Origin of the sequence: Streptomyces sp. NPDC005878, assembly GCF_040629815.1 — a bacterium.
In the GTDB taxonomy this organism is placed as follows: domain Bacteria; phylum Actinomycetota; class Actinomycetes; order Streptomycetales; family Streptomycetaceae; genus Streptomyces.
Genome location: NZ_JBEXWK010000013.1, coordinates 148,429 through 166,900, shown reverse-complemented (window position 1 = coordinate 166,900; position 18,472 = coordinate 148,429). Strand labels below are relative to the sequence as shown.

The 18,472-nt window shown below is 73.3% G+C and carries 16 protein-coding genes and 1 tRNA gene; 5 read left to right on the top strand and 12 right to left on the bottom strand.

The annotated features are described in order from the left end of the window. Positions 1 to 169: 169 nt before the first annotated feature. The 3 genes from ABZ404_RS20755 to ABZ404_RS20745 form a co-directional block, all read right to left on the bottom strand. The gene (locus tag ABZ404_RS20755) at positions 170 to 766 is read right to left on the bottom strand and encodes a lytic polysaccharide monooxygenase (protein ID WP_358834103.1); all 597 of its coding nucleotides are present in this window, start codon (positions 764 to 766) and stop codon (positions 170 to 172) included. 144 nt (positions 767 to 910) lie between these two features. Continuing rightward, positions 911 to 2,089, bottom strand: coding sequence for an SPFH domain-containing protein (locus ABZ404_RS20750; RefSeq protein ID WP_358834104.1), 1,179 nt, complete (start codon positions 2,087 to 2,089; stop codon positions 911 to 913). Positions 2,090 to 2,100: 11 nt separating this feature from the next. Then, positions 2,101 to 3,597 carry a peptidoglycan-binding protein gene (locus ABZ404_RS20745; protein ID WP_358834105.1) on the bottom strand — a complete coding sequence of 499 codons (1,497 nt, stop codon included), beginning with the start codon at positions 3,595 to 3,597 and terminating at the stop codon, positions 2,101 to 2,103. Between the two features lie 193 nt (positions 3,598 to 3,790). Between ABZ404_RS20745 and ABZ404_RS20740 the strand changes: the two genes are divergently transcribed. The 3 genes from ABZ404_RS20740 to ABZ404_RS20730 all read left to right on the top strand — a co-directional run bounded on the left by ABZ404_RS20740 (position 3,791) and on the right by ABZ404_RS20730 (position 8,259). Then, positions 3,791 to 3,864: transfer RNA gene (locus ABZ404_RS20740), tRNA-Lys, on the top strand. Positions 3,865 to 4,366: 502 nt separating this feature from the next. Continuing rightward, positions 4,367 to 6,319, top strand: a complete 1,953-nt coding sequence (locus ABZ404_RS20735; RefSeq protein WP_358990655.1) for a glycosyltransferase family 2 protein — start codon at positions 4,367 to 4,369, stop codon at positions 6,317 to 6,319. Then, positions 6,316 to 8,259 carry a kelch motif-containing protein gene (locus ABZ404_RS20730; protein ID WP_358837475.1) on the top strand — a complete coding sequence of 648 codons (1,944 nt, stop codon included), beginning with the start codon at positions 6,316 to 6,318 and terminating at the stop codon, positions 8,257 to 8,259. The genes ABZ404_RS20735 and ABZ404_RS20730 overlap by 4 nt, the downstream gene beginning before the upstream one ends. 401 nt (positions 8,260 to 8,660) lie before the next feature. On the opposite strand, the gene ABZ404_RS20725 is transcribed toward ABZ404_RS20730, so the two are convergent. The 7 genes from ABZ404_RS20725 to ABZ404_RS20695 form a co-directional block, all read right to left on the bottom strand. Beyond that, positions 8,661 to 9,680, bottom strand: a complete 1,020-nt coding sequence (locus ABZ404_RS20725; protein WP_358837474.1) for a glycoside hydrolase family 6 protein — start codon at positions 9,678 to 9,680, stop codon at positions 8,661 to 8,663. Between the two features lie 362 nt (positions 9,681 to 10,042). Next, the gene (locus ABZ404_RS20720; protein ID WP_358990652.1) at positions 10,043 to 10,726 is read right to left on the bottom strand and encodes a class F sortase; all 684 of its coding nucleotides are present in this window, start codon (positions 10,724 to 10,726) and stop codon (positions 10,043 to 10,045) included. Positions 10,727 to 10,739: 13 nt separating this feature from the next. Further along, on the bottom strand, positions 10,740 to 11,381 hold the full coding sequence (locus tag ABZ404_RS20715; protein ID WP_358837216.1) for a hypothetical protein: 642 nt from the start codon (positions 11,379 to 11,381) through the stop codon (positions 10,740 to 10,742). Between the two features lie 102 nt (positions 11,382 to 11,483). Continuing rightward, entirely contained in the window at positions 11,484 to 12,263 is a 780-nt protein-coding gene (locus tag ABZ404_RS20710) for an HAD-IIA family hydrolase (protein ID WP_358837217.1), read from the bottom strand. Positions 12,264 to 12,443: 180 nt separating this feature from the next. Further along, on the bottom strand, positions 12,444 to 13,217 hold the full coding sequence (locus ABZ404_RS20705) for a hypothetical protein (RefSeq protein WP_358837218.1): 774 nt from the start codon (positions 13,215 to 13,217) through the stop codon (positions 12,444 to 12,446). Positions 13,218 to 13,344: 127 nt separating this feature from the next. Continuing rightward, entirely contained in the window at positions 13,345 to 13,515 is a 171-nt protein-coding gene (locus ABZ404_RS20700; protein ID WP_358837219.1) for a hypothetical protein, read from the bottom strand. 10 nt (positions 13,516 to 13,525) lie between these two features. Beyond that, entirely contained in the window at positions 13,526 to 14,653 is a 1,128-nt protein-coding gene (locus ABZ404_RS20695; protein ID WP_358837220.1) for an ROK family transcriptional regulator, read from the bottom strand. 56 nt (positions 14,654 to 14,709) lie between these two features. Between ABZ404_RS20695 and ABZ404_RS20690 the strand changes: the two genes are divergently transcribed. Both ABZ404_RS20690 and ABZ404_RS20685 read left to right on the top strand, forming a co-directional pair. Then, entirely contained in the window at positions 14,710 to 15,822 is a 1,113-nt protein-coding gene (locus ABZ404_RS20690) for a Gfo/Idh/MocA family oxidoreductase (RefSeq protein WP_358990649.1), read from the top strand. Continuing rightward, on the top strand, positions 15,819 to 16,313 hold the full coding sequence (locus ABZ404_RS20685) for a heme-degrading domain-containing protein (RefSeq protein WP_358837222.1): 495 nt from the start codon (positions 15,819 to 15,821) through the stop codon (positions 16,311 to 16,313). The genes ABZ404_RS20690 and ABZ404_RS20685 overlap by 4 nt, the downstream gene beginning before the upstream one ends. Before the next feature lie 274 nt (positions 16,314 to 16,587). Here ABZ404_RS20685 and ABZ404_RS20680 read toward each other — a convergent pair whose 3' ends face one another. Both ABZ404_RS20680 and ABZ404_RS20675 read right to left on the bottom strand, forming a co-directional pair. Continuing rightward, positions 16,588 to 17,445, bottom strand: a complete 858-nt coding sequence (locus ABZ404_RS20680; protein ID WP_358837687.1) for a fumarylacetoacetate hydrolase family protein — start codon at positions 17,443 to 17,445, stop codon at positions 16,588 to 16,590. Positions 17,446 to 17,596: 151 nt separating this feature from the next. Then, positions 17,597 to 18,394 carry a YidC/Oxa1 family membrane protein insertase gene (locus tag ABZ404_RS20675; RefSeq protein WP_358837688.1) on the bottom strand — a complete coding sequence of 266 codons (798 nt, stop codon included), beginning with the start codon at positions 18,392 to 18,394 and terminating at the stop codon, positions 17,597 to 17,599. Positions 18,395 to 18,472 lie beyond the last annotated feature (78 nt).

The following is an 18,472-nucleotide window of genomic DNA, read 5'->3' as shown; positions in this document are numbered from 1 at the left end:
GAATGACCGCCGGGCGGGCTCCCTTCGAGCCCGCCCGGCGGTCGTCGCTGTTTCGTCCGGGGCCGGTGGGACGCGGCTGATCCGATCCCTCCGGGAGCGGCCGATCCCCGAGGGGCGCGGGGAATGGCGCGAGCCACCCACCACCACCCGCGGACGAACCCCGGGCTCGCTAGAACTGCACGTCCGAGCACGCGTAGAACGCGTTGCCCGTGTCCGCGATCGTCCACACCGCGAGGATCATGTGGTGACCGGTCCTGCCCGTGGGGACGGTCCCCTCGTGGGAGAGCGTGGGCGGCGGCTGCTTCCCGTAGAAGGGGACGGTCAGGAACGGCTGGGGATCGAGGGCCGCCCGGGTCAGCTTCTGGGCCGGGTTCCAGCCCTGCCTGGTGAGGTAGTACCGGAAGTCGGTGGTGGCGTGCCGGGCGGTGAACTGCCAGCGGAACGTGTACGACTGACCGCCCGTCAGCCTTGTCGTGGGCCAGCCCGTGCCGCCGCGCGGGTCGTCCAGCTCGGCGAACCGGCTGTTGCCGCCCGCGCAGAGCGTGCCGTCGGCGGGGCCTCCGGCCGGGAAGCCCTTGGGGCCCTCGACCGACTGGGGCTCCCACTGGATGTCGCCGCAGTTGGTCACCGTGCGGTTGGCGCAGAGCTTCTGGCGGCTGAGCGGCTGGTCGGTGTAGCCGTGGCTGCCGGCGCTGGAGGTGGCGAACAGGGAGACACCCGCGGCCGCGAGCGCGACCACGGCCGCGCCCAGCTTCTTCTTGCGCATGCTGACGCTCCTGGAGAACGTGGGGGAGTTCTGGGGCCGTGGCACGCGTGCAATCTGGTCTGGACCAACTCACAGGCTATTCCCGCCAGTTGAGCATGTCCAGACCAGTCGCACCGCGGCTTCGGCCCCGCCGCTCCCCCGCGCTCAGCCGTCCAGCGCGGCGCCCCCGCCCGTGCAGAACGCCACCGTCAGGTCCTTGACCAGCACCCGGCGCTCGTAGTCGTCCAGCTCGACGAGACCGCGCGAGGTGAGCCGGGCGACCGTGTCGTCGACCGCGTCCACCACCGAACTCAGCACGGCGTCCCGGTGCCGGGCGTCGAGCGCCGCCACCCGCCGGCGCCGCATCGCCGCCGCCACCTCCGGCGCGTACTCGATCCGGACCGGCTGGGCCGCGTACACCTCGATCCCCACCGGCTCCGCCTCCGCCTTCAGCAGCCGGGTCAGCGCGTCCCCGACGGCCTCCGCGTCGCGCAGGGTCGGGGCGTCCTCGTGGAAGGCGTCGGCCGGGAGCCGGGAGAGCACCCGGGCCGTCGCCGCCTCCACCTGGTCGCGCAGGTAGACCACGTGGTCCTCGACGGCCAGCGCCGCCCGCGCGGTGTCCTTGACCCGCCACACCACGAGCACCACGGCCAGGAGCGCGGTGCCGTCCGCGTCGACCGCGGGCATCGGTTCGCTGCGCCAGTGCCGCAGCCGTACGTCGACCCGCCGGCGCAGCAGCATCGGGTTCATCCACACCAGCCCCGTGCGCCGCACGCTCCCCCGGTAGTCGCCGCAGAGCGAGAGCACCCAGGCGGACCCGACCCGGCCGCGTCCGAGCCCGCCGAAGCAGACGGCCGCGAACGCCGCGCCCAGCACCAGGAGCGCCCAGTGCGCCGGGTCCATGGCGGCGTGGCCGCCTCCGTGCGCGGACGGGGGAAGCCGCAGCGCCCGGGTCAGGGCCGCCGGGAGCAGCCCGGCCGACCAGACCAGCGCCGCGCAACCCGCCAGCGCGGCCAGCCCCGCGACGACCGCCACCGCCCCCGGCACCACGGGCCCGGCCCCTTCGACGAGGTCCGGATCGCCGGGCGGGGCGGGCCGCGAGGGCGGCGGCAGGGGCCGCGCCGCGCGCCGGGCCGCGGGCGCCACCGACTTCGGCCCCGGTTTCGGTCCCGGTTTCGGTCCCGGCTGCGGCACCACGGGGGTGGGCACGGTGTCGTCCCGGAACAGCAGGTGCACCGGGATCTCGGCCGTGGACCCGCCCCGGATCACCGCGACTCGGCGGGCGCCGGGGCCGGGCCCGGGGGCACCCTCCCCGGGGGTGGGGGTGTCCGTCGTCTCGCGCATCGATGCCTCCGTCATGCGAACAGCCGCCGCCAGGTCTCGGGGCCGGGGTAGCCGTCGGCCGCGCCGCCGCGCCAGCCCTGGGCGCGCTGGAAGGCCTCGACGTTGCGCCGGTCGGCCTCGCTCCAGCGCGGGCCGGGGCCCGAGGTGTAGTACCGCCCGAACCCCTTGCGCAGCAGCTGCCGCCCGAGCTCGGTCACGTACGGGCTGGTCCGGCCCGGCCGGAAGTGCGCCCGGCCGGGGAAGGCGGGCACCCGCGTCCAGCCCGCCTGGACCGCGCCGGTCGGCGCGGCGGGCGCGCCCGCGGCTGGCGGCGGGGCGGGGGACGTCTGGGCGGCGGGCGTCTGCGCCGGCGGCTCGGGCTGGGGGGTCGTGGTGGCCGGCGGCTCGGGCTGGGGGGTCGCGGTGGCCGCCGTCTGGGCGCCGGTGGTGCCGGTCGCGGGCGGGATGTCCTTGCCCTCGCCCCGCACCAGCAGGCTCCAGGTCCGGGGGCCGGGCAGCCCGTCGGCGCCGCTGCCGGTCCAGCCCTGGGCGCGCTGGAACGCCTGGGTCGCCAGGCGGTCGGCCGGGCCCCAGACGGGACCGGGGCCCCGGGTGTAGAAGCGCTTGCCGCCGCGCGCGACCAGCATCTCGCCGAGGCGGGTGACATGGGCGTTGTCGGCGCCCGGCCCGAACGCCGCCGCCCCGGGGTAGTCCGTCGCGAGCGACGCGGGAACGGGCTGCTCGGCGACGATGGCCCCGCTGTTGCCGGTGCTGACCCCCTTGTACCGGTAGGGCACGTAACGGGAGGAGTTGGTCGAGTACGCGTACGGGGTGGGCTGTCTGCGGGCGAGCGGGGGCGTCTGCTCGTACGCGACGTAGGAGGTGTGCGTGTAGTCCGTCCAGCCGCCGAAGATCACCACGTGCGAACCCTTGGTGGGGTTCTGCGGGTTGTGGAAGAGCAGGATGTCGCCGGGCTGGAGCTCCTCCTTGGTAATGCGCACCGAGAACTTGCCCAGGCTGCCGGTCCACTCGTTGGTGCCGAGGTTCCAGGCCATCGAGACGAACCCGGAGCAGTCCTGCCGGTACCCGTCCGTCCAGTACTTCTCCATGCTGTACGGGACCTGCGCCGCCACCCACTTCTTGGCGCGGTTGATGATGTCGGCCCGGGTGATCGGCTGGAGCCGGTGCGGCGCCGCCGCCTCGGGCCGCGCCGCGGCGCTCCCGTGCAGCGCGCCCGCCACCCCCTGCTCGGTCGCGGGTCCGGTGTCGGGGTCGGCGGCGTCGCCGTCCGAGACGGCCCGGTCGTGACCGGCGCCCGGGACCGGCGGTCCCACGGGGGCGGCGGCCGCGGTCTGGGCGCCGAGGACCACCCCCGCCGCGGTCGCGAGGACCAGCGCGCGGCGGGCGCCGCGGGCGGCCGGGTGGCCTCCCGCGCGCAGCGGCAGCGCGGCCGACCGCCGCCGGTCCGCGCACCCGGGGCAGCCGCACGCGCCCGCCGGCTCGTACTCCTCGAACACCGGCACCGTCATGGGCGTCACCTGCCGCTCTCGGCGATCTCGTGGTCGTTGGCGATCTTCTCTGCGCTTCTGCACGGGCGACAGCTTTCCCACCGTTCGCCTGAACCGCACTATGACGGATCAAAACGGATGAAACGAACATCTCACCGCGTGGCGCCGGTCAGAACCACCCTTCCGAGTCCGGTAGAGTTCTCGGTGTCAGCAGGCGCCGCTAGCTCAGTTGGTTAGAGCAGCTGACTCTTAATCAGCGGGTCCGGGGTTCGAGTCCCTGGCGGCGCACAGACAGCCACAGCCCCCTCACCATCGGTGAGGGGGCTGTGGTCGTTCCGGAGTGCGCCCGCGCCTCCCGCGCCACGCGGCGCATGACGCTCCCACGGGCGCTCCACCCGAAATCCGCACGCCCTGCACAAGCGCCCCGTAAAGCCCGTGTTTGACCGGTAAACACCTCGTTTCACCCTTGCGATCAAGCCGCCGACCGTAGAAACCTGGCTGGGGGCCATCGGCTCCCAAGGGGGTGCGCGCCTCCACGACTTGGAGGGCGCGCGAGGGTTTCGGAGGGGAATGTCCCGGTTGCACCGGCTGCGGGGTGGGGGCCCCGTTCAGGAAGCGGTGCCGTTGAAGGCATCATGCAACCGGAAGGGCCTCCTCCTCTATCTTGGATCAAGGGATGCGACCCGCCCCTTGACCGACCATCACCACGTCCGCGGGGTCGAGGGGGACCGACGCGGACGACGGAACAACGACACACGCAACCTGACCCTTGCGTGCGGGGGGATGACTCATGACGTCGACGCCGACCGGCGCCCGGCACCACGACGACCCGTCCCAGACCACTCAGCTCCGGCTTCCGCCGCATCTGCGGCCCGGGGCCGGGCAGCGCCTGAAGAAGTCGCTGCCCCGCTACGACTACGAGCACTACAGCAGACTGGCCGGCCCGCTCACCGAGCCCGACCCGTCCAAGCCGTACCGCGTGCGCTACCGCTCGCTGCTCTCGCAGGAGCCGCACCGGATACGCGCGGCCCTGCTCCTCGGCGCCGCCCCGCTGGTCTCGCTAGGCCTGTTCGCCTGGCTGATGCAGCCCCGGCACTGGACCGAGCGCGACCACGCCTCGCGGTCCCTGCTGGTGCTGGACATCGTCATGCTGGTCTCGATCGGCCTGATCGAGCTGTTCCGGACGATGAACGTGCTCTCCAACGCGCACGCCACGCTGGTCGCGCGCGACCCGGTCCCCGTGGTGCCCGAGACCGGCACCAAGGTCGCCTTCCTCACCTCCTTCGTGCCCGGCAAGGAGCCGCTGGAGATGGTGACCAGGACCCTGGAGGCGGCGGTCCGCATCCGCCACCGCGGCCTGATGCACGTCTGGCTCCTCGACGAGGGCGACGACCCGGCGGTCAAGGAAGTCTGCGCGCGCCTGGGCGTGCACCACTTCTCCCGCAAGGGCGTCGCCCGCTGGAACCAGCCCAAGGGCCCGCACCGCGCCAGGACCAAGCACGGCAACTACAACGCCTGGCTGGAGGCGCACGGCGGCGACTACGACTTCTTCGCCTCCGTCGACACCGACCACGTGCCGCTGCCCAACTACCTGGAGCGGATGCTCGGCTACTTCCGCGACCCCGACGTCGGCTTCGTCATCGGCCCGCAGGTCTACGGCAACTACGACACCTTCGTCACCAAGGCCGCCGAGTCCCAGCAGTTCCTCTTCCACGCGCTGATCCAGCGGGCCGGCAACAAGTACGGCGCGCCCATGTTCGTCGGCACCAGCAACGCCGTGCGCATCAGCGCGCTGAAGCAGATCGGCGGGCTGTACGACTCGATCACCGAGGACATGGCGACCGGCTTCGAGATGCACCGCGCCACCAACCCGGCCACCGGAAGGAAGTGGCGCTCGGTCTACACCCCCGACGTGCTGGCCGTCGGCGAGGGCCCCAGCGCCTGGACCGACTTCTTCACCCAGCAGCTGCGCTGGTCCAGAGGGACGTACGAGACGATCCTCAAGCAGTACTGGAAGGGCTTCGGCACCCTGCCGGCCGGCAAGCTCTTCAACTACACCATGATGATCATCTTCTACCCGATGTCGGCCCTGAACTGGATCCTGGTGGCCCTCAGTTGCGCCCTGTTCCTCGGGCTCGGCGCCTCGGGCGTGCAGATCGACCCGGTCATCTGGATGATGCTGTACGGCAACGCCTCGGCGCTCCAGATCGGCCTCTACATCTGGAACCGCCGCCACAACGTCTCGCCGCACGAGCCGGAGGGCTCCGGCGGGATCGCCGGCATGGTGATGTCCGCGCTCTCCGCGCCCATCTACGCCCGCTCGCTGATGGACGCCGTGCTGCGCCGCAAGAGCTCCTTCGTGGTGACCCCCAAGGGCGACTCGTCCAGCCCGGACACCCTCTTCGGCACCTTCCGCATCCACCTCTTCTTCATCGCCCTGTTCGGCGGCTCGCTCATATCCTCGTTCTTCAACGGGCACAGCCACCCCGCGATGATCACCTGGGCCACCCTGGCCATGCTGATCACGGCCGCGCCGATCATCGGCTGGCGCTGGACCGTACGGGCGGAGAAGAAGAAGCGCGGCCGGCGCCGCCGCTCCGGCCCGCCGGCCGCCCCGCACCCGCAGGAACGCCCGCAGTGGGCCCCGGGGACAGCCGCCGCGCCCGGCGCGCCGGGCGCGCACGCGACACCGCCGCCCGCCGACCAGACCGAGCAGATCGCCCTTGGGGGACGTAAGCCATGAGATTCCGTCCGACCCGCCGCGCCCGCCGCTGGGCCATCGGTACGACGGTGGTCCTCGCGCTCGCGGGCGCCAACGGGCCCTGGCTCTACCGGTTCTCCTCGGACCAGTACCACGAGTACAAGATCAACCAGGCGGGGTACAAGGCGGAGAACGGCCACTGGGACCTGGTCGAGATACCCAAGGAGTTCCGCCTCAACACGATCCACGCGGCGCTGCTGCACACCGGAAAGGTCCTGCTCGTCGCGGGTTCCGGCAACAACGCCAAGAACTTCGACGCGAAGAAGTTCGACACGGTGCTGTGGGACCCCGACAAGAACACCTTCAAGAAGATCCCCACGCCCAACGACCTGTTCTGCACCGGCCACACCCAGCTGGCCGACGGCCGCCTGCTGATCGCGGGCGGCACCAAGCGGTACGAGAAGCTCCAGGGCGACGTCACCAAGGCCGGCGGCCTGATGATCGTCCACAACGAGGACCCGGACAAGCCGATCACGCTGCCGGCCGGCAGCCGGTTCACCGGCAAGTCCAACGGCAAGACCTTCGTCTCCAAGGATCCCGTCCTCGTCCAGCGCGCCAAGAAGGTCTTCGACAAGAAGACCGGGAAGTTCCTGCGCACCGAGGCCGGGCTCGGGCGGATCTACGTGGAGGCCGAGGAGTCCGGCACCGAGCACGAGACCGGCACCGAGGACAACTACCGCGTCCAGGGCCTCAAGGGCTCCGACACCCGCAACGTCTACGGCATCGCGCAGAAGCTCGCCCTGGACAAGAAGGACTTCCAGGGGATCAGGGACGCGTACGAGTTCGACCCGGTGGCCGAGCGGTACATCACCGTCGACCCGATGAACGAGGCGCGCTGGTACCCCACCCTGACGACGCTCCCCGACGGCAAGGTGCTGGCCCTGTCGGGCCTGGACGACATCGGGCAGCTGGTGCCGGGCAAGAACGAGGTGTACGACCCGAAGACGAAGAAGTGGACGTACACCAAGGGGATCCGGCAGTTCCCGACCTACCCGGCGGTCTTCCTGCTCCAGAGCGGCAAGCTGTTCTACTCGGGCTCCAACGCGGGGTACGGGCCGGACGACGTCGGCCGCGACCCCGGCATCTGGGACTTCAGGAGCAACAAGTTCACCAAGATCCCCGGGCTGAGCGACCCGCTGGAGATGGAGACGTCTGGGACGGTGCTGCTGCCGCCGGCGCAGGACGAGAAGTACATGGTGATCGGCGGGGGCGGGGTCGGGGAGTCGGCCAAGGCGTCGAAGAAGACCCGCGTCGTGGACCTCAAGGACCCCCACCCGTCCTTCAAGGACGGCCCCTCCCTCTCCGACGGCACCCGCTACCCCGAGGCGTCGGTGCTGCCCGACGACACGATGCTCATCAGCGGCGGCTCCCGGGACTACCGGGGCCGGGGCGGCTCCAACCTCCACCAGGCGCGGATCTACGACGCGAAGACGGGCACGATGCGGCGGGTCGCGGACCCCGAGGTCGGCCGCAACTACCACTCCGGCTCGCTCCTGCTGCCGGACGGCCGCGTCGTCACCTTCGGCGGGGACTCGCTCTTCGCGGACAAGGACGACACGAAGCCGGGGGTGTTCGAGCAGCGGATCGAGATCTACACGCCGCCGTACCTGTACAAGGGCGGCGATTCCGCCCGGCCCGCACTCGGGCCCGGCCCCACGTCCCTGGCGCTGGGCGGGAGCGGGGTCTTCCCCACGAAGGACGCGGCCACGGTGAAGACGGCCCGCCTGATCCGCCCGAGCGCGACGACCCACGTCACGGACATCGACCAGCGGTCGGTCGCGCTGGACGTGGCGAAGACGGGGAACGGGGTACGCGTCACGATCCCGAAGAACCGGAACCTGGTGCCGGCGGGCTGGTACATGCTCTTCGTCACGAACGGGGACGGGGTGCCGTCGCGGGGGGTGTGGGTGGAGGTGCGGTAGGGGGCGGTGCGGGGGTTGCCCGGGCTTTGTCTGCGGGGCGGTGGTGGGTTGCCCGCAAGGGGGGCTGCCTGGCCTTTGTCTGCGGGACGGTGGTGGGTTGCTCGCGCAGTTCCCCGCGCCCCTTCAAGGCCCGGACTTCGACTGCCGGACGGTGGTCGGTTGCTCGCGCAGTTCCCCGCGCCCCTTAGGGCCCGGTGGTCGGCTGCGGGTTGTGCGTGGCTTGGCGCGCAGTTCCCCGCGCCCCTGGGTAGTCGGTGGCCGGGGACAGCATTCCGGGTGCGGCGGAGTACCTCAGGGGCGCGGGGAACTGCGCGAGCAACCCGGCACGGTCCGCAGACGAAAGAGGGGTTCGGGGCGCAGCCCCGTGCAGGGGCCCGGGACTCCCGGGGAAGGGGTGTGGGCTACTTCGTGTTGCGGGCCAGGGTCAGGGCGTACTCCGGCCACCACTCCCCCGCCTTGGGCCCCCCCTTGCAGTCCCCGTCCGACTCCCCCGGCCGCTTCGCCCACACATACGCGTCCACCAGCGCGTCCCCCGTCCGCGTCGTGGGCCGCTCGCCCAGGGCCCGGCCGGGCGGGTTGCACCAGGTCTGCTTGGGGTCGCCGCCCCCGTACGGCCCGTTCCCGTTGCGGCTCGTGTCGATCACGAAGTGCTTGCCGGCCAGCTTCGCGGACAGCTGGCGGCCGAAGTCCCGGCTCGCCGCCGTCGTCTGGAAGTTGGAGACGTTGACGGCGAAGCCGTCGGCCGCCGCCACCCCCGCCCGCCGCAGCGGCTCGTCCAGCGCGTCCGGCCGCTGCCACCCCGCGTTGCCCGCGTCCACGTACACCTTCACGCCCGGCTGCCGCTTCAGCCGCTCGACCGCCTTCTTCAGCAGGTCGTACCGCTCCTCCGCGAACCGCGCGGGCGTGCAGCCGTCCACCAGGTGCAGCACCGCGTCCGGCTCCAGGACCACCGTGGCGGACCGGTCGCCGATCCCCGCCGCCACCTTGTCCACCCACGCCCGGTAGGCGTCCCCGTCCGCCGCCCCGCCCTTGGAGAACTGGCCGCAGTCGCGGTGCGGGATGTTGTAGAGGACCAGCAGCGCCGTACGGTCGGCCTTGGCCGCCGCCTCGGTGAAGCCCCGCGCCTCCGACTCGGGGTTCTCCGGGCCGATCCACTCCCCGACCGGCTGCTCCGCGATCTTCGCGATCAGCGCGGCCTTGTCGTCGTCCCCGCTCTTGCGGTACGCGGCGGCCTGCTTCGCGGCGTTGCCGTCCGGATTGACCCAGAACGGATCGGTCGCCTTGGGCTGCTGCGCCACCTCCGGCTTCCCGCTGCCGTCCGGGGACGACGAGGACGACGAGCAGGACGTCAGCAGCAGGGCCGCGCCCACCGCCGCCACCGCGACCCCGGCCGCACCGGTCCGCGCACCACTGAGCACCATCCACTCCCCCTTGACGTACTTTTCCGGACGCTTCCCCCGATCCATCGTGGCACACCGCCGAGTACGCTCACGAGCCCGATCCCACCGAGCGCGCACGGAAGGCGACTTGGCGTTATCCGGCCCTAGGCCGAAAGCGCACACCGGTTCTACAGTGGTCGTATCGGCCCGTTCCCGGCCCCAGGTCGACGCCGGTCCCACCGCACCTCCCGTGGAGGTGCCGGGCTTCTCCCGCAGCCCGCGCGCCCGCGGTCGAGGACCGGCCCGGCCGGCGGCTCCGGGGGGAGCGAACCGTCGGCCGGGCCAGGTACGCAACGGACGCCGCCCGCTCAGGACTTGGCGACGGCTCATGCTCGGGCCCGGGCTCAGGACTTGGGGGACGGCGCCGGCGCGCGTACGTCCGTCAGGTAGGCCGACACCACGACGTTCGCCGTGTACGTCCGCGCCTTGCGGTCGTAGGTGCCCCCGCAGGTGATCAGCCGCAGCTCCGCGCGTCCCGCCCGGCGCGGCCCGTACACCTTGTGCGCGTCGAACCGGGCCCGCCCGAAGACCTGTACGTCGTCGATGGTGAATTCGGCGACCGACCCGTCGGTCCTGGTCACCTCGACCTTCTGGCCGGGGCGGGTGGCGCTCAGGCCGTAGAAGACGGCGGGTTTGCGCTCGGTGTCGACATGGCCGACGAGCAGCGCCGCGCCGGGCCCACCGGGCTGGACCCCGGCGCCGAACCAGCCGACCGTGCCCGGCCGGTCGTACGGCGGCGGATCGACCGCGCCCGAGGTGTCGAGGCCACGCGGCACGACGGGCGCGGTCACCCCTATGGAGGGGATCTCGACGCGCTGCGGCGGCGCCGCGGCGACCGGGTCGTGCGCGGGCGGCAGGGGTACGCCCAGCGGGCGCCCCACGGCGGCCACGTCACCGGTGGTCGGCGCCGAGCTGCCGCCCGGGCCGTCGGTCACCTCGCGGCCCCACAGCCACAGGGCGACCAGCAGGACCGCCCACGCCACGCCGGTCAGCAGCCGCCCGGAGCCGGACGTGTGCTCGCGGGACACGGCCGTGCCCGCCTCAGCCGCCGCCGCGCCGGCGGCGCGTGCTGCGACCCGCCACGGCGACCGCCGCCACAGCCGCGAGAGCCAGGCCGACCACCGCGTGCAGGGTGCCGGGACCCTGCTCGGTGGCCTGGCCCTGCGCGAGCCGCGCGGTGCCGCCGCCGCCCGCGTGGACGGGGGCGTGCGGGGTGGCGTGGTGGTCGGGGCGCTGGTCCGGGTGGTGGTCGCCGTCGTGACGGCCGTCGTGGTTGCCGTCGTGGTTGCCCTCGTGACGGCCGTCGTGGTTGCCGTCGTGGTGTCCGGAGCCGCCGTGGACGACGGTGACGCGGCCGGTGGCCTGCCCCGAACCGTCCTTGCAGTTCACCCAGATGTCGTAGGAGCGCGCCTGCGCGTCCGTGCGGATACGGGCCTGGGCGACGAGGCCCCCGTCCGCCGCCGGCCTGAAGCGCGCCTGCGAGACGAAGGCCTCCGAGGTCCCGATGGCCTGCCCGTCCTTGCACAGGCCGACCCGCAGGTCCACCTCGGCGCCCGGGGCGCTCGTGGACGGTGTCACCGTCAGCGAGCCGTGCGGCGCGGAATCCGCCGCCGCGGCGGACACGGGCATCAGGGCGGTGGCGGCCACCACAGCCGCACAGAGCGTGACCTGTCGAAAACGCATCGTGAACCTCCTGTACGAAGATTCACCCGCCACGCCGCGTTTCGCATCCCGGGCGCACCCGAACGGCTCCGCGCCGCCGGTGGAACAGGGCCCGCCCGGCGCCTAGATCAGCTCCACCAGGTCCGCGATCGAGTCCACGGTGGTGGACGGCCGGAACGGGAAGTTCTCCACGTCCTGCGGCCGGGTGAGCCCGGTCAGCACGAGGAACGTCTGCATCCCCGCCTCCAGCCCCGCCAGGACGTCCGTGTCCATCCGGTCGCCGATCATCGCGCTGGTCTCCGAGTGCGCCCCGATCGCGTTCAGCCCGGTCCGCATCATCAGCGGATTGGGCTTGCCCGCGAAGTACGGCTTCTTGCCGGTCGCCTTGGTGATCAGCGCGGCCACCGCGCCGGTCGCGGGCAGCGGTCCCTCGGCCGAGGGACCGGTCTCGTCGGGGTTGGTGCAGATGAACCGCGCACCGCCGTTGATCAGCCGGATCGCCTTGGTGAGCGCCTCGAAGCTGTACGTACGGGTCTCGCCCAGCACCACGTAGTCCGGCTCGTGGTCGGTCAGGACGTAACCGATGTCGTGCAGCGCGGTGGTGAGCCCGGCCTCGCCGATCACGTACGCCGTGCCGCCGGGCCGCTGGTCGTCCAGGAACTTCGCGGTGGCCAGCGCCGAGGTCCAGATGTTCTCCACCGGCACGTGCAGACCCATGCGGGCGAGGCGGGCCTGGAGGTCGCGGGGGGTGTAGATGGAGTTGTTGGTCAGGACCAGGAAGGGCTTGCCGGAGTCCTTGAGCCCCTTCAGGAAGGCGTCCGCACCTGGGATCGGGATGCCCTCGTGGATGAGGACTCCGTCCATGTCGGTGAGCCAGGATTCGATCGGCTTGCGCTCGGCCATGGGGCGGACTCTCCTGCGGTGTGCGATGGGGTGAGCTGGGCGGGGCCGGGTGCACCGCGCTGTGCCGTCCGACAGCGCCCAGCCTAGTCAGGAACCGGCGGGTTTCACCTGGCCGATCACCGGCGACCCCGCCCGCCCGCCGCGCCGGGCGGCCGGCCGCGGAGCCGGGCCGCCCCCGCGTCAGCGCCGCCGCAGCCGCCACGCCCCCGCGGCCAGCGCCCCACCCCCGAGCAGCAGAGCGGCGGCCGCGCCCCCGGAGGGGAGCCGGAACCCCGTACGTGCCAGCTCCGGCGGCCCCGCGAGCTGCGGCATCTCCGGTTCCGGGTCCGGTTCCGGGTCCGGTTCCGGGTCCACCGGTCCGATGCCGAACCGGTAGCCCCCGGACTCCCCGACCCACTCCCCGTCGTCCCCGCGCCGCTGCACCACCGCCGCGTTCGCGGTGACCTCGTTGGGCCGGGTGTCGGCGGTGAACCCGAGCCGGACCTTCACGGTCACGGTCTCCCCCGCGCCGATCACGAACCCGGGGAACCCGTCGTCGAACACCCCGATGTGCTCGTCCGCGTCCGTCCGCTCGAAGGGGACGGGGTGCGCGCGGCCCGCCGACGTGTCGAAGAACTCCAGCTTCGCCTGGGAGTCCTTGAGCGTCCGGTCCCGGTCGACCAGGACGACCACCGGGTGGATGTTGCGGCAGGTGTGCGCGGTGGTGTTGGTGAGGTCCACGTACCAGAGCTGGGCGCCGCCGCCGGGGACGTACTCCGCCGGCCCTCCGTGGATCCGGGTGTCCACGGGGAAGTCGGCCCCGGCCCGGTCCCCGCAGACGGGCTGGTTGGCGGCGGAGAGCAAGGCGTGCCCCTGCCGCCCCCGCGGTTCGCTCTCCTCGGCCGCCGCAACCGAGGGCGCGGACAGCGCCGTGGCCGCGGTGACGGAGAGGGCGAGGGCGTTGCGCAGTCGCATGGGGGACCTCTGCTGCTCGCGGGCGTACGTGCTCAGGGACCCTGCCACGGCCACCCGGCGGCCCGGCCCAGCCACGCCCGCCGACCCCGCGAAACCGACCCGATCAGCCCAATATCGGACTGTACGATCAGCGGCGCTGTTGGCGATCAGCGGCCCTGTGGATGGCGTGGTCCCGGGCGCTTGCCCGTGCTCCCTGACCGGCGACGGCGACGGCGACGGCGACGGCGACGGCGACGGCGACGGCGACGGCGACGGCGACGGCGACGGCGACGGCCGGGAACGCCTGGTGCCGCCACACCGTTGCGGTACTAGGGCTGGTCGTGCCGTTCCCCGCGCCCCTTCACGGACACGGGCGCCCCCGCCCCGTGCCCGAACACCGGCCCCAGGATCAGCCGCGCCGCGCCCTCCGCCACCGCGTGGGGGCCGCCGGGGGCCACCGACACCGGGACCGCGCGCGCGTCGCCGCCCCGGCGGGCCCGCTCCTCCAGGACCGCCTTCACCCCCCGGACGAAGCCGTCCCGCGCGCCCATGACCGTACGGCCGCCGAGCAGGACGCGGTCGATGTCCAGCAGGCCGACGAGGTTCGCGGCGCCGACGCCCAGGAAGCGGGCGGCGGCGGCGATGTCGCCGCGGGCCACCGACGACAGGCACAGCGCCTCGATGCAGCCGCGCGCGCCGCAGTCGCAGGCGGGGCCGCCGAGCAGGATCGTCTGGTGGCCGAACTCGCCCGCGCCGGTCCGTGCGCCGCGCAGCAGGGTGCCGCCCAGGACGAGGCCCGCGCCCAGGCCCGTACCGAGGTGGAGGTAGGCGAAGGAGTCGGCGGGGCCGCGCAGGGCGACGCCGAGGGCGGCGGCGTTGGTGTCCTTGTCGAGGACGACCGGCAGGCCCAGGCGCGCGGCGAGCGCGTCGCGCAGCGGGAAGCCGTTCCACTGGGGGAAGCCGGTGACGCGGTGGAGCACCCCGGTGTGGTGGTCGAGGGGGCCGGGGCTGGCCACGCCGACGCCGAGTATCGGGCGGCCCCCGATCAACGCGGCGGCCTCGTCCGCCGCGGCCCCGACCACGGTGTCGTGGCCCGCGCCGAGGTCCAGCGGCACGGTCCGCGCGCCGACCAGGGTGCCGGCCAGGTCGACCAGGACCGCGGTGAGTTCGTCGCGGTCCAGGTGCAGCCCTATCGCGTGCCCGGCGGAGGGCACCAGCTTGAGCACCGTGCGCGGCTTGCCGCCGGTGGAGGCGCGGCGGCCCGCCTCGGTCGCCGTCCCCTCCGCCCGCAGCCGCGCGGTGATCTTGCTGACGGCCTGCGGGGTGAGGCCGGTCCGCTCGGCGAGCTCCAGTCTGCTGATGCCGGCCTCCCCGGCCGTCCGCAGCAGATCGAGCACCAGCGCGGCGTTGTGGCTGCGCAGGGCCGGCAGGTTGGCTCCCGAGTTGCTCCTGTTCACGCCTCCATTGTCTCCTGCGCTTGCACTTTGGCAACAGCGTTGCTTAAGTGGGTCCCATGAACGCTCGTACGGACACTGACCTCCGCGTCGGACTCGTCGGCTACGGCCTGGCGGGCTCCGTCTTCCACGCCCCGCTGATCGCCGCGACCGAGGGGCTGGCCCTCGACACGGTCGTCACGTCCAGCCCGGAGCGCCGGGCGCAGGCCCGCGCCGAACACGGCGACGGGCTGCGGTTCGCGGCGTCCCCGGACGAGCTGCTCGACGCCGGTCTCGATCTGATCGTGATCGCCTCCCCCAACAAGACGCACGTGCCGATCGCCACCGCCGCCCTCAAGGCCGGCCTCCCGGTCGTCGTCGACAAGCCCCTCGCGGGCACGGCCGCCGAGGCGCGGGAACTCGCGGCGCTCGCCGAGGAGCGCGGCCTGCTGCTCTCGGTCTTCCAGAACCGCCGCTGGGACAACGACTTCCTGACCCTGCGCGCCCTGCTCGCCGCCGGTGAACTCGGCGAGGTCCAGCGCTTCGAGTCCCGCTTCGAGCGCTGGCGCCCGCAGCCCAAGGGCGGCTGGCGCGAGTCGGGCGACCCGGCGGAGATCGGCGGCCTGCTGTACGACCTGGGCAGCCACCTCGTCGACCAGGCCCTGGTCCTGTTCGGCCCGGCGCTGCGGGTGTACGCCGAGGCCGACGTCCGCCGTCCGGGCGCCCAGGCCGACGACGACACCTTCATCGCGATCACCCACGCGGGCGGGGTGCGCTCGCACCTCTATGTGAGCGCCACGACCGCCCAGCTCGGCCCCCGCTTCCGGGTGCTCGGCTCCGCCGCGGGGTACGTCAAGTACGGCCTCGACCCCCAGGAGTCGGCCCTGCGCGAGGGCCTGCGGCCCTGCACCGGCGAGCCGTGGGGCCTGGAGCCCGAGGAGATGTGGGGCCGCGTCGGCTCCGGTGGCCCCGCCCGGGCTTTCGGCGCCGAGTCCCGGCAGGGTGGGGACGGCGAGCGTGCCGTCCCCACCCTGCCGGGCGACTACCCCGCGTACTACACGGCGATCGCCACCGCCCTGCGCGAGGGCGGCGAACCGCCGGTCACCGCGCAGGAGGCGGCGGCGGCCCTGGACGTCCTGGAGGCGGCGCGCCGCTCGGCGCGCGAGGGCGTGACGGTGGAGGTGGCGCTGTGACGGCCCCGGCGACCTCCCCGTCCTTCACGGTCCCCGAACTGGAGGCGCAGGAGGCCGAACTGGAGCTCCCGCGGTTCACGTACGAGGACGCGTGGGCGCTCGGCTCGCTGCTGCGGGAGCTGGCGGTGGCCCGCCGTGCTCCGGTGACGATCGACATCCACCGGGGCGCCCAGCAGCTCTTCCGCTGCGCCCTGCCGGGCTCGACCCCGGACAACGACGCCTGGGTCGACCGCAAGCGCCGCGTCACCGAGCGGTACGCGGCCGCCTCGTACCTGGTCGGCGCCCGCTTCCGCGCCAAGGACACGACGTTCGAGGCGTCCTCGCGCCTGGACCCCGACACGTACGCGGCCCACGGCGGCTCGTTCCCGCTGCGGGTCACGGGCACGGGCGTCATCGGCACGGTGACGGTCTCGGGCCTGCCGCAGGTGGAGGACCACGCGCTGGTGGTGGAGGGGTTGCGGCGGTTCAAGGACGAGCGGGGCCGGGGCTGACCGGGGGTTCGGGGGGCGGGGGTGTGGTGTCGCGCGTTCGCCCGGTGAGCGGGTGACCAGGTGACCGGGGCGCGGTGTCGCGCGTTCGCCCGGTGGCCAGGTGACCGGGTGGGGCGCCGCCTGGCTTGGGCGCCCCGCACCCCCGACTCGCTGCGAGGCGGGGGTGCGGGGACCTGGCACCGAGCGGGCGGGCACGGTCCGCCGCCGCGAGCGGAGGGGGCCCCGCCGGGCCCCCTCCGCCCTCCCGGCCGCGGGCCGCGTCCGCGCGCCGCGCCTACGCGTCCTTCAGCTCCTGGCGCTGCCGCCCCAGCCCCTCGACTTCCAGTTCCACGACGTCCCCTGCCCGCAGATACGGCTTGGGCTCCGGCTGCCCCATGGCGACGCCCGCCGGGGTCCCGGTGTTGATGATGTCGCCGGGGTACAGGGTCATGAACCGGCTCACGTACCGCACGACCTCCGCGACCGGGAAGATCTGGTCCGCGGTGGAGCCGTTCTGCCTGAGCTCTCCGTTGACCCACAGCCGCAGCGACAGCGCCTGCGGGTCCGGCACCTCGTCCCGGGTGACCAGCCAGGGCCCCAGCGGGTTGAACGTCTCGCAGTTCTTGCCCTTGTCCCAGGTGCCGCCGCGCTCGTTCTGGAACTCGCGCTCGGACACGTCGTGCGACACCGCGTACCCCGCGACGTACGCCAGCGGGTCCTCGTCGTCGGCCACATAGCGGGCCGTGCGCCCGATGACGATCGCGAGCTCGACCTCCCAGTCGGTCTTCACCGACCGGCGCGGCACCAGGACCGTGTCGTACGCCCCGATCACCGTGTCCGCCGCCTTCAGGAAGACGACCGGCTCGGCCGGGATCGCCGCCCCGGTCTCGGCCGCGTGGTCGTGGTAGTTCAGCCCGATGCACACGACCTTGCCGATCCGGGCGACCGGCGGGCCGACGCGCTGCCCGGCCGCGTCGAGCGCGGGCAGCACACCGGTGTCGGCCGCGGCCCGTATCCGGTCCAGGGCGAACTCGTCGGCGAGCAGGTCGCCGTCGATGTCCGCCACGAGCCCGGACAGGTCCCGCAGGGTCCCGTCGGCGGCGAGCAGCGCGGGGCGCTCACTGCCCGACGTGCCTACGCGCAGCAGCTTCATGGTCTGTCTCCCTAGGTCGAGCCTGGCCCGGCCGATGGGTGGCGGCCATCGGAAGGATCGTTCGATCCTCCAAGGTCGAGGTCCACTCGGCAAGACCCCGTTCACACACTGGACCGTTACGCGCCGGTAACCGCAGGATGCCCCTCCGGCGCTAGGGGGCTTCTGATGCCTCGGTCGTCTTCGGTGCCTCCGACGCCTTCAGTGCCTTCGGTGCCTGCGCCATATCCCGGTACAGATACGCCCGCTCAAGCGCCGACCAGGTCGTACTGGTCACCACGTACAGCGCGGCGGCCAGCGGCACGACCGCCACCGTGATCAGCGTGCCGAACGACATCAGCGGCATGAGCTTCGTCATCACTCCCAGCCCCGGCAGGCCCTCCTGCTGGTCGGCCGGGACCAGCGGCTGGGTGGCGAGCTGCCGCTTCGTACGGCTGTAGGTGAAGGTGGCGACCCCGGCGACGAAGACGAACAGAGCGAGGTAGACGAGCCCCTGGCCGCCCAGGGGTCCGCCGTGCCCGAGGGCGTCCGCCCAGTGGCCGCGCAGCGGGGCGGACAGCAGGGTGTGGTCGAGCAGCGCGGTGTGGCCGGAGTGGGAGAAGAGCTGGTAGAGGAGGAAGAACGCGGGCAGTTGGAGCAGGCTCGGCAGACACCCGGAGAACGGCGACACCTTCTCCGCCGCGTGCAGCTCCGCGACCGCCTTGCGCAGCCGCTCGGGGTCCTTGCCGTGCTTCTTGCGCAGCTCGGCCAGGCGCGGCTGGAGCTTGGCGCGGGCCTGCTGGCCCCGGGCGGCCTGCCGGGACAGGGGATGCACGGCGAGCCGGACGAGCAGGGTGAACAGCACGATCGCGGCGGCGGCCGCGGAGCCGTGGAAGGCCGGCTGGACGAGGTCGGCGAGGCGCTCGACCAGACTGGCGAACACGTCGAACACGGACATGCCGAACATGGACATGGGGAAAGCCTCCGGAGTCACGTCTGGGGGCGCGCGGACGCGAGGTGTGCGTAGGCGCGCGGGACAGAACGGCGCGAC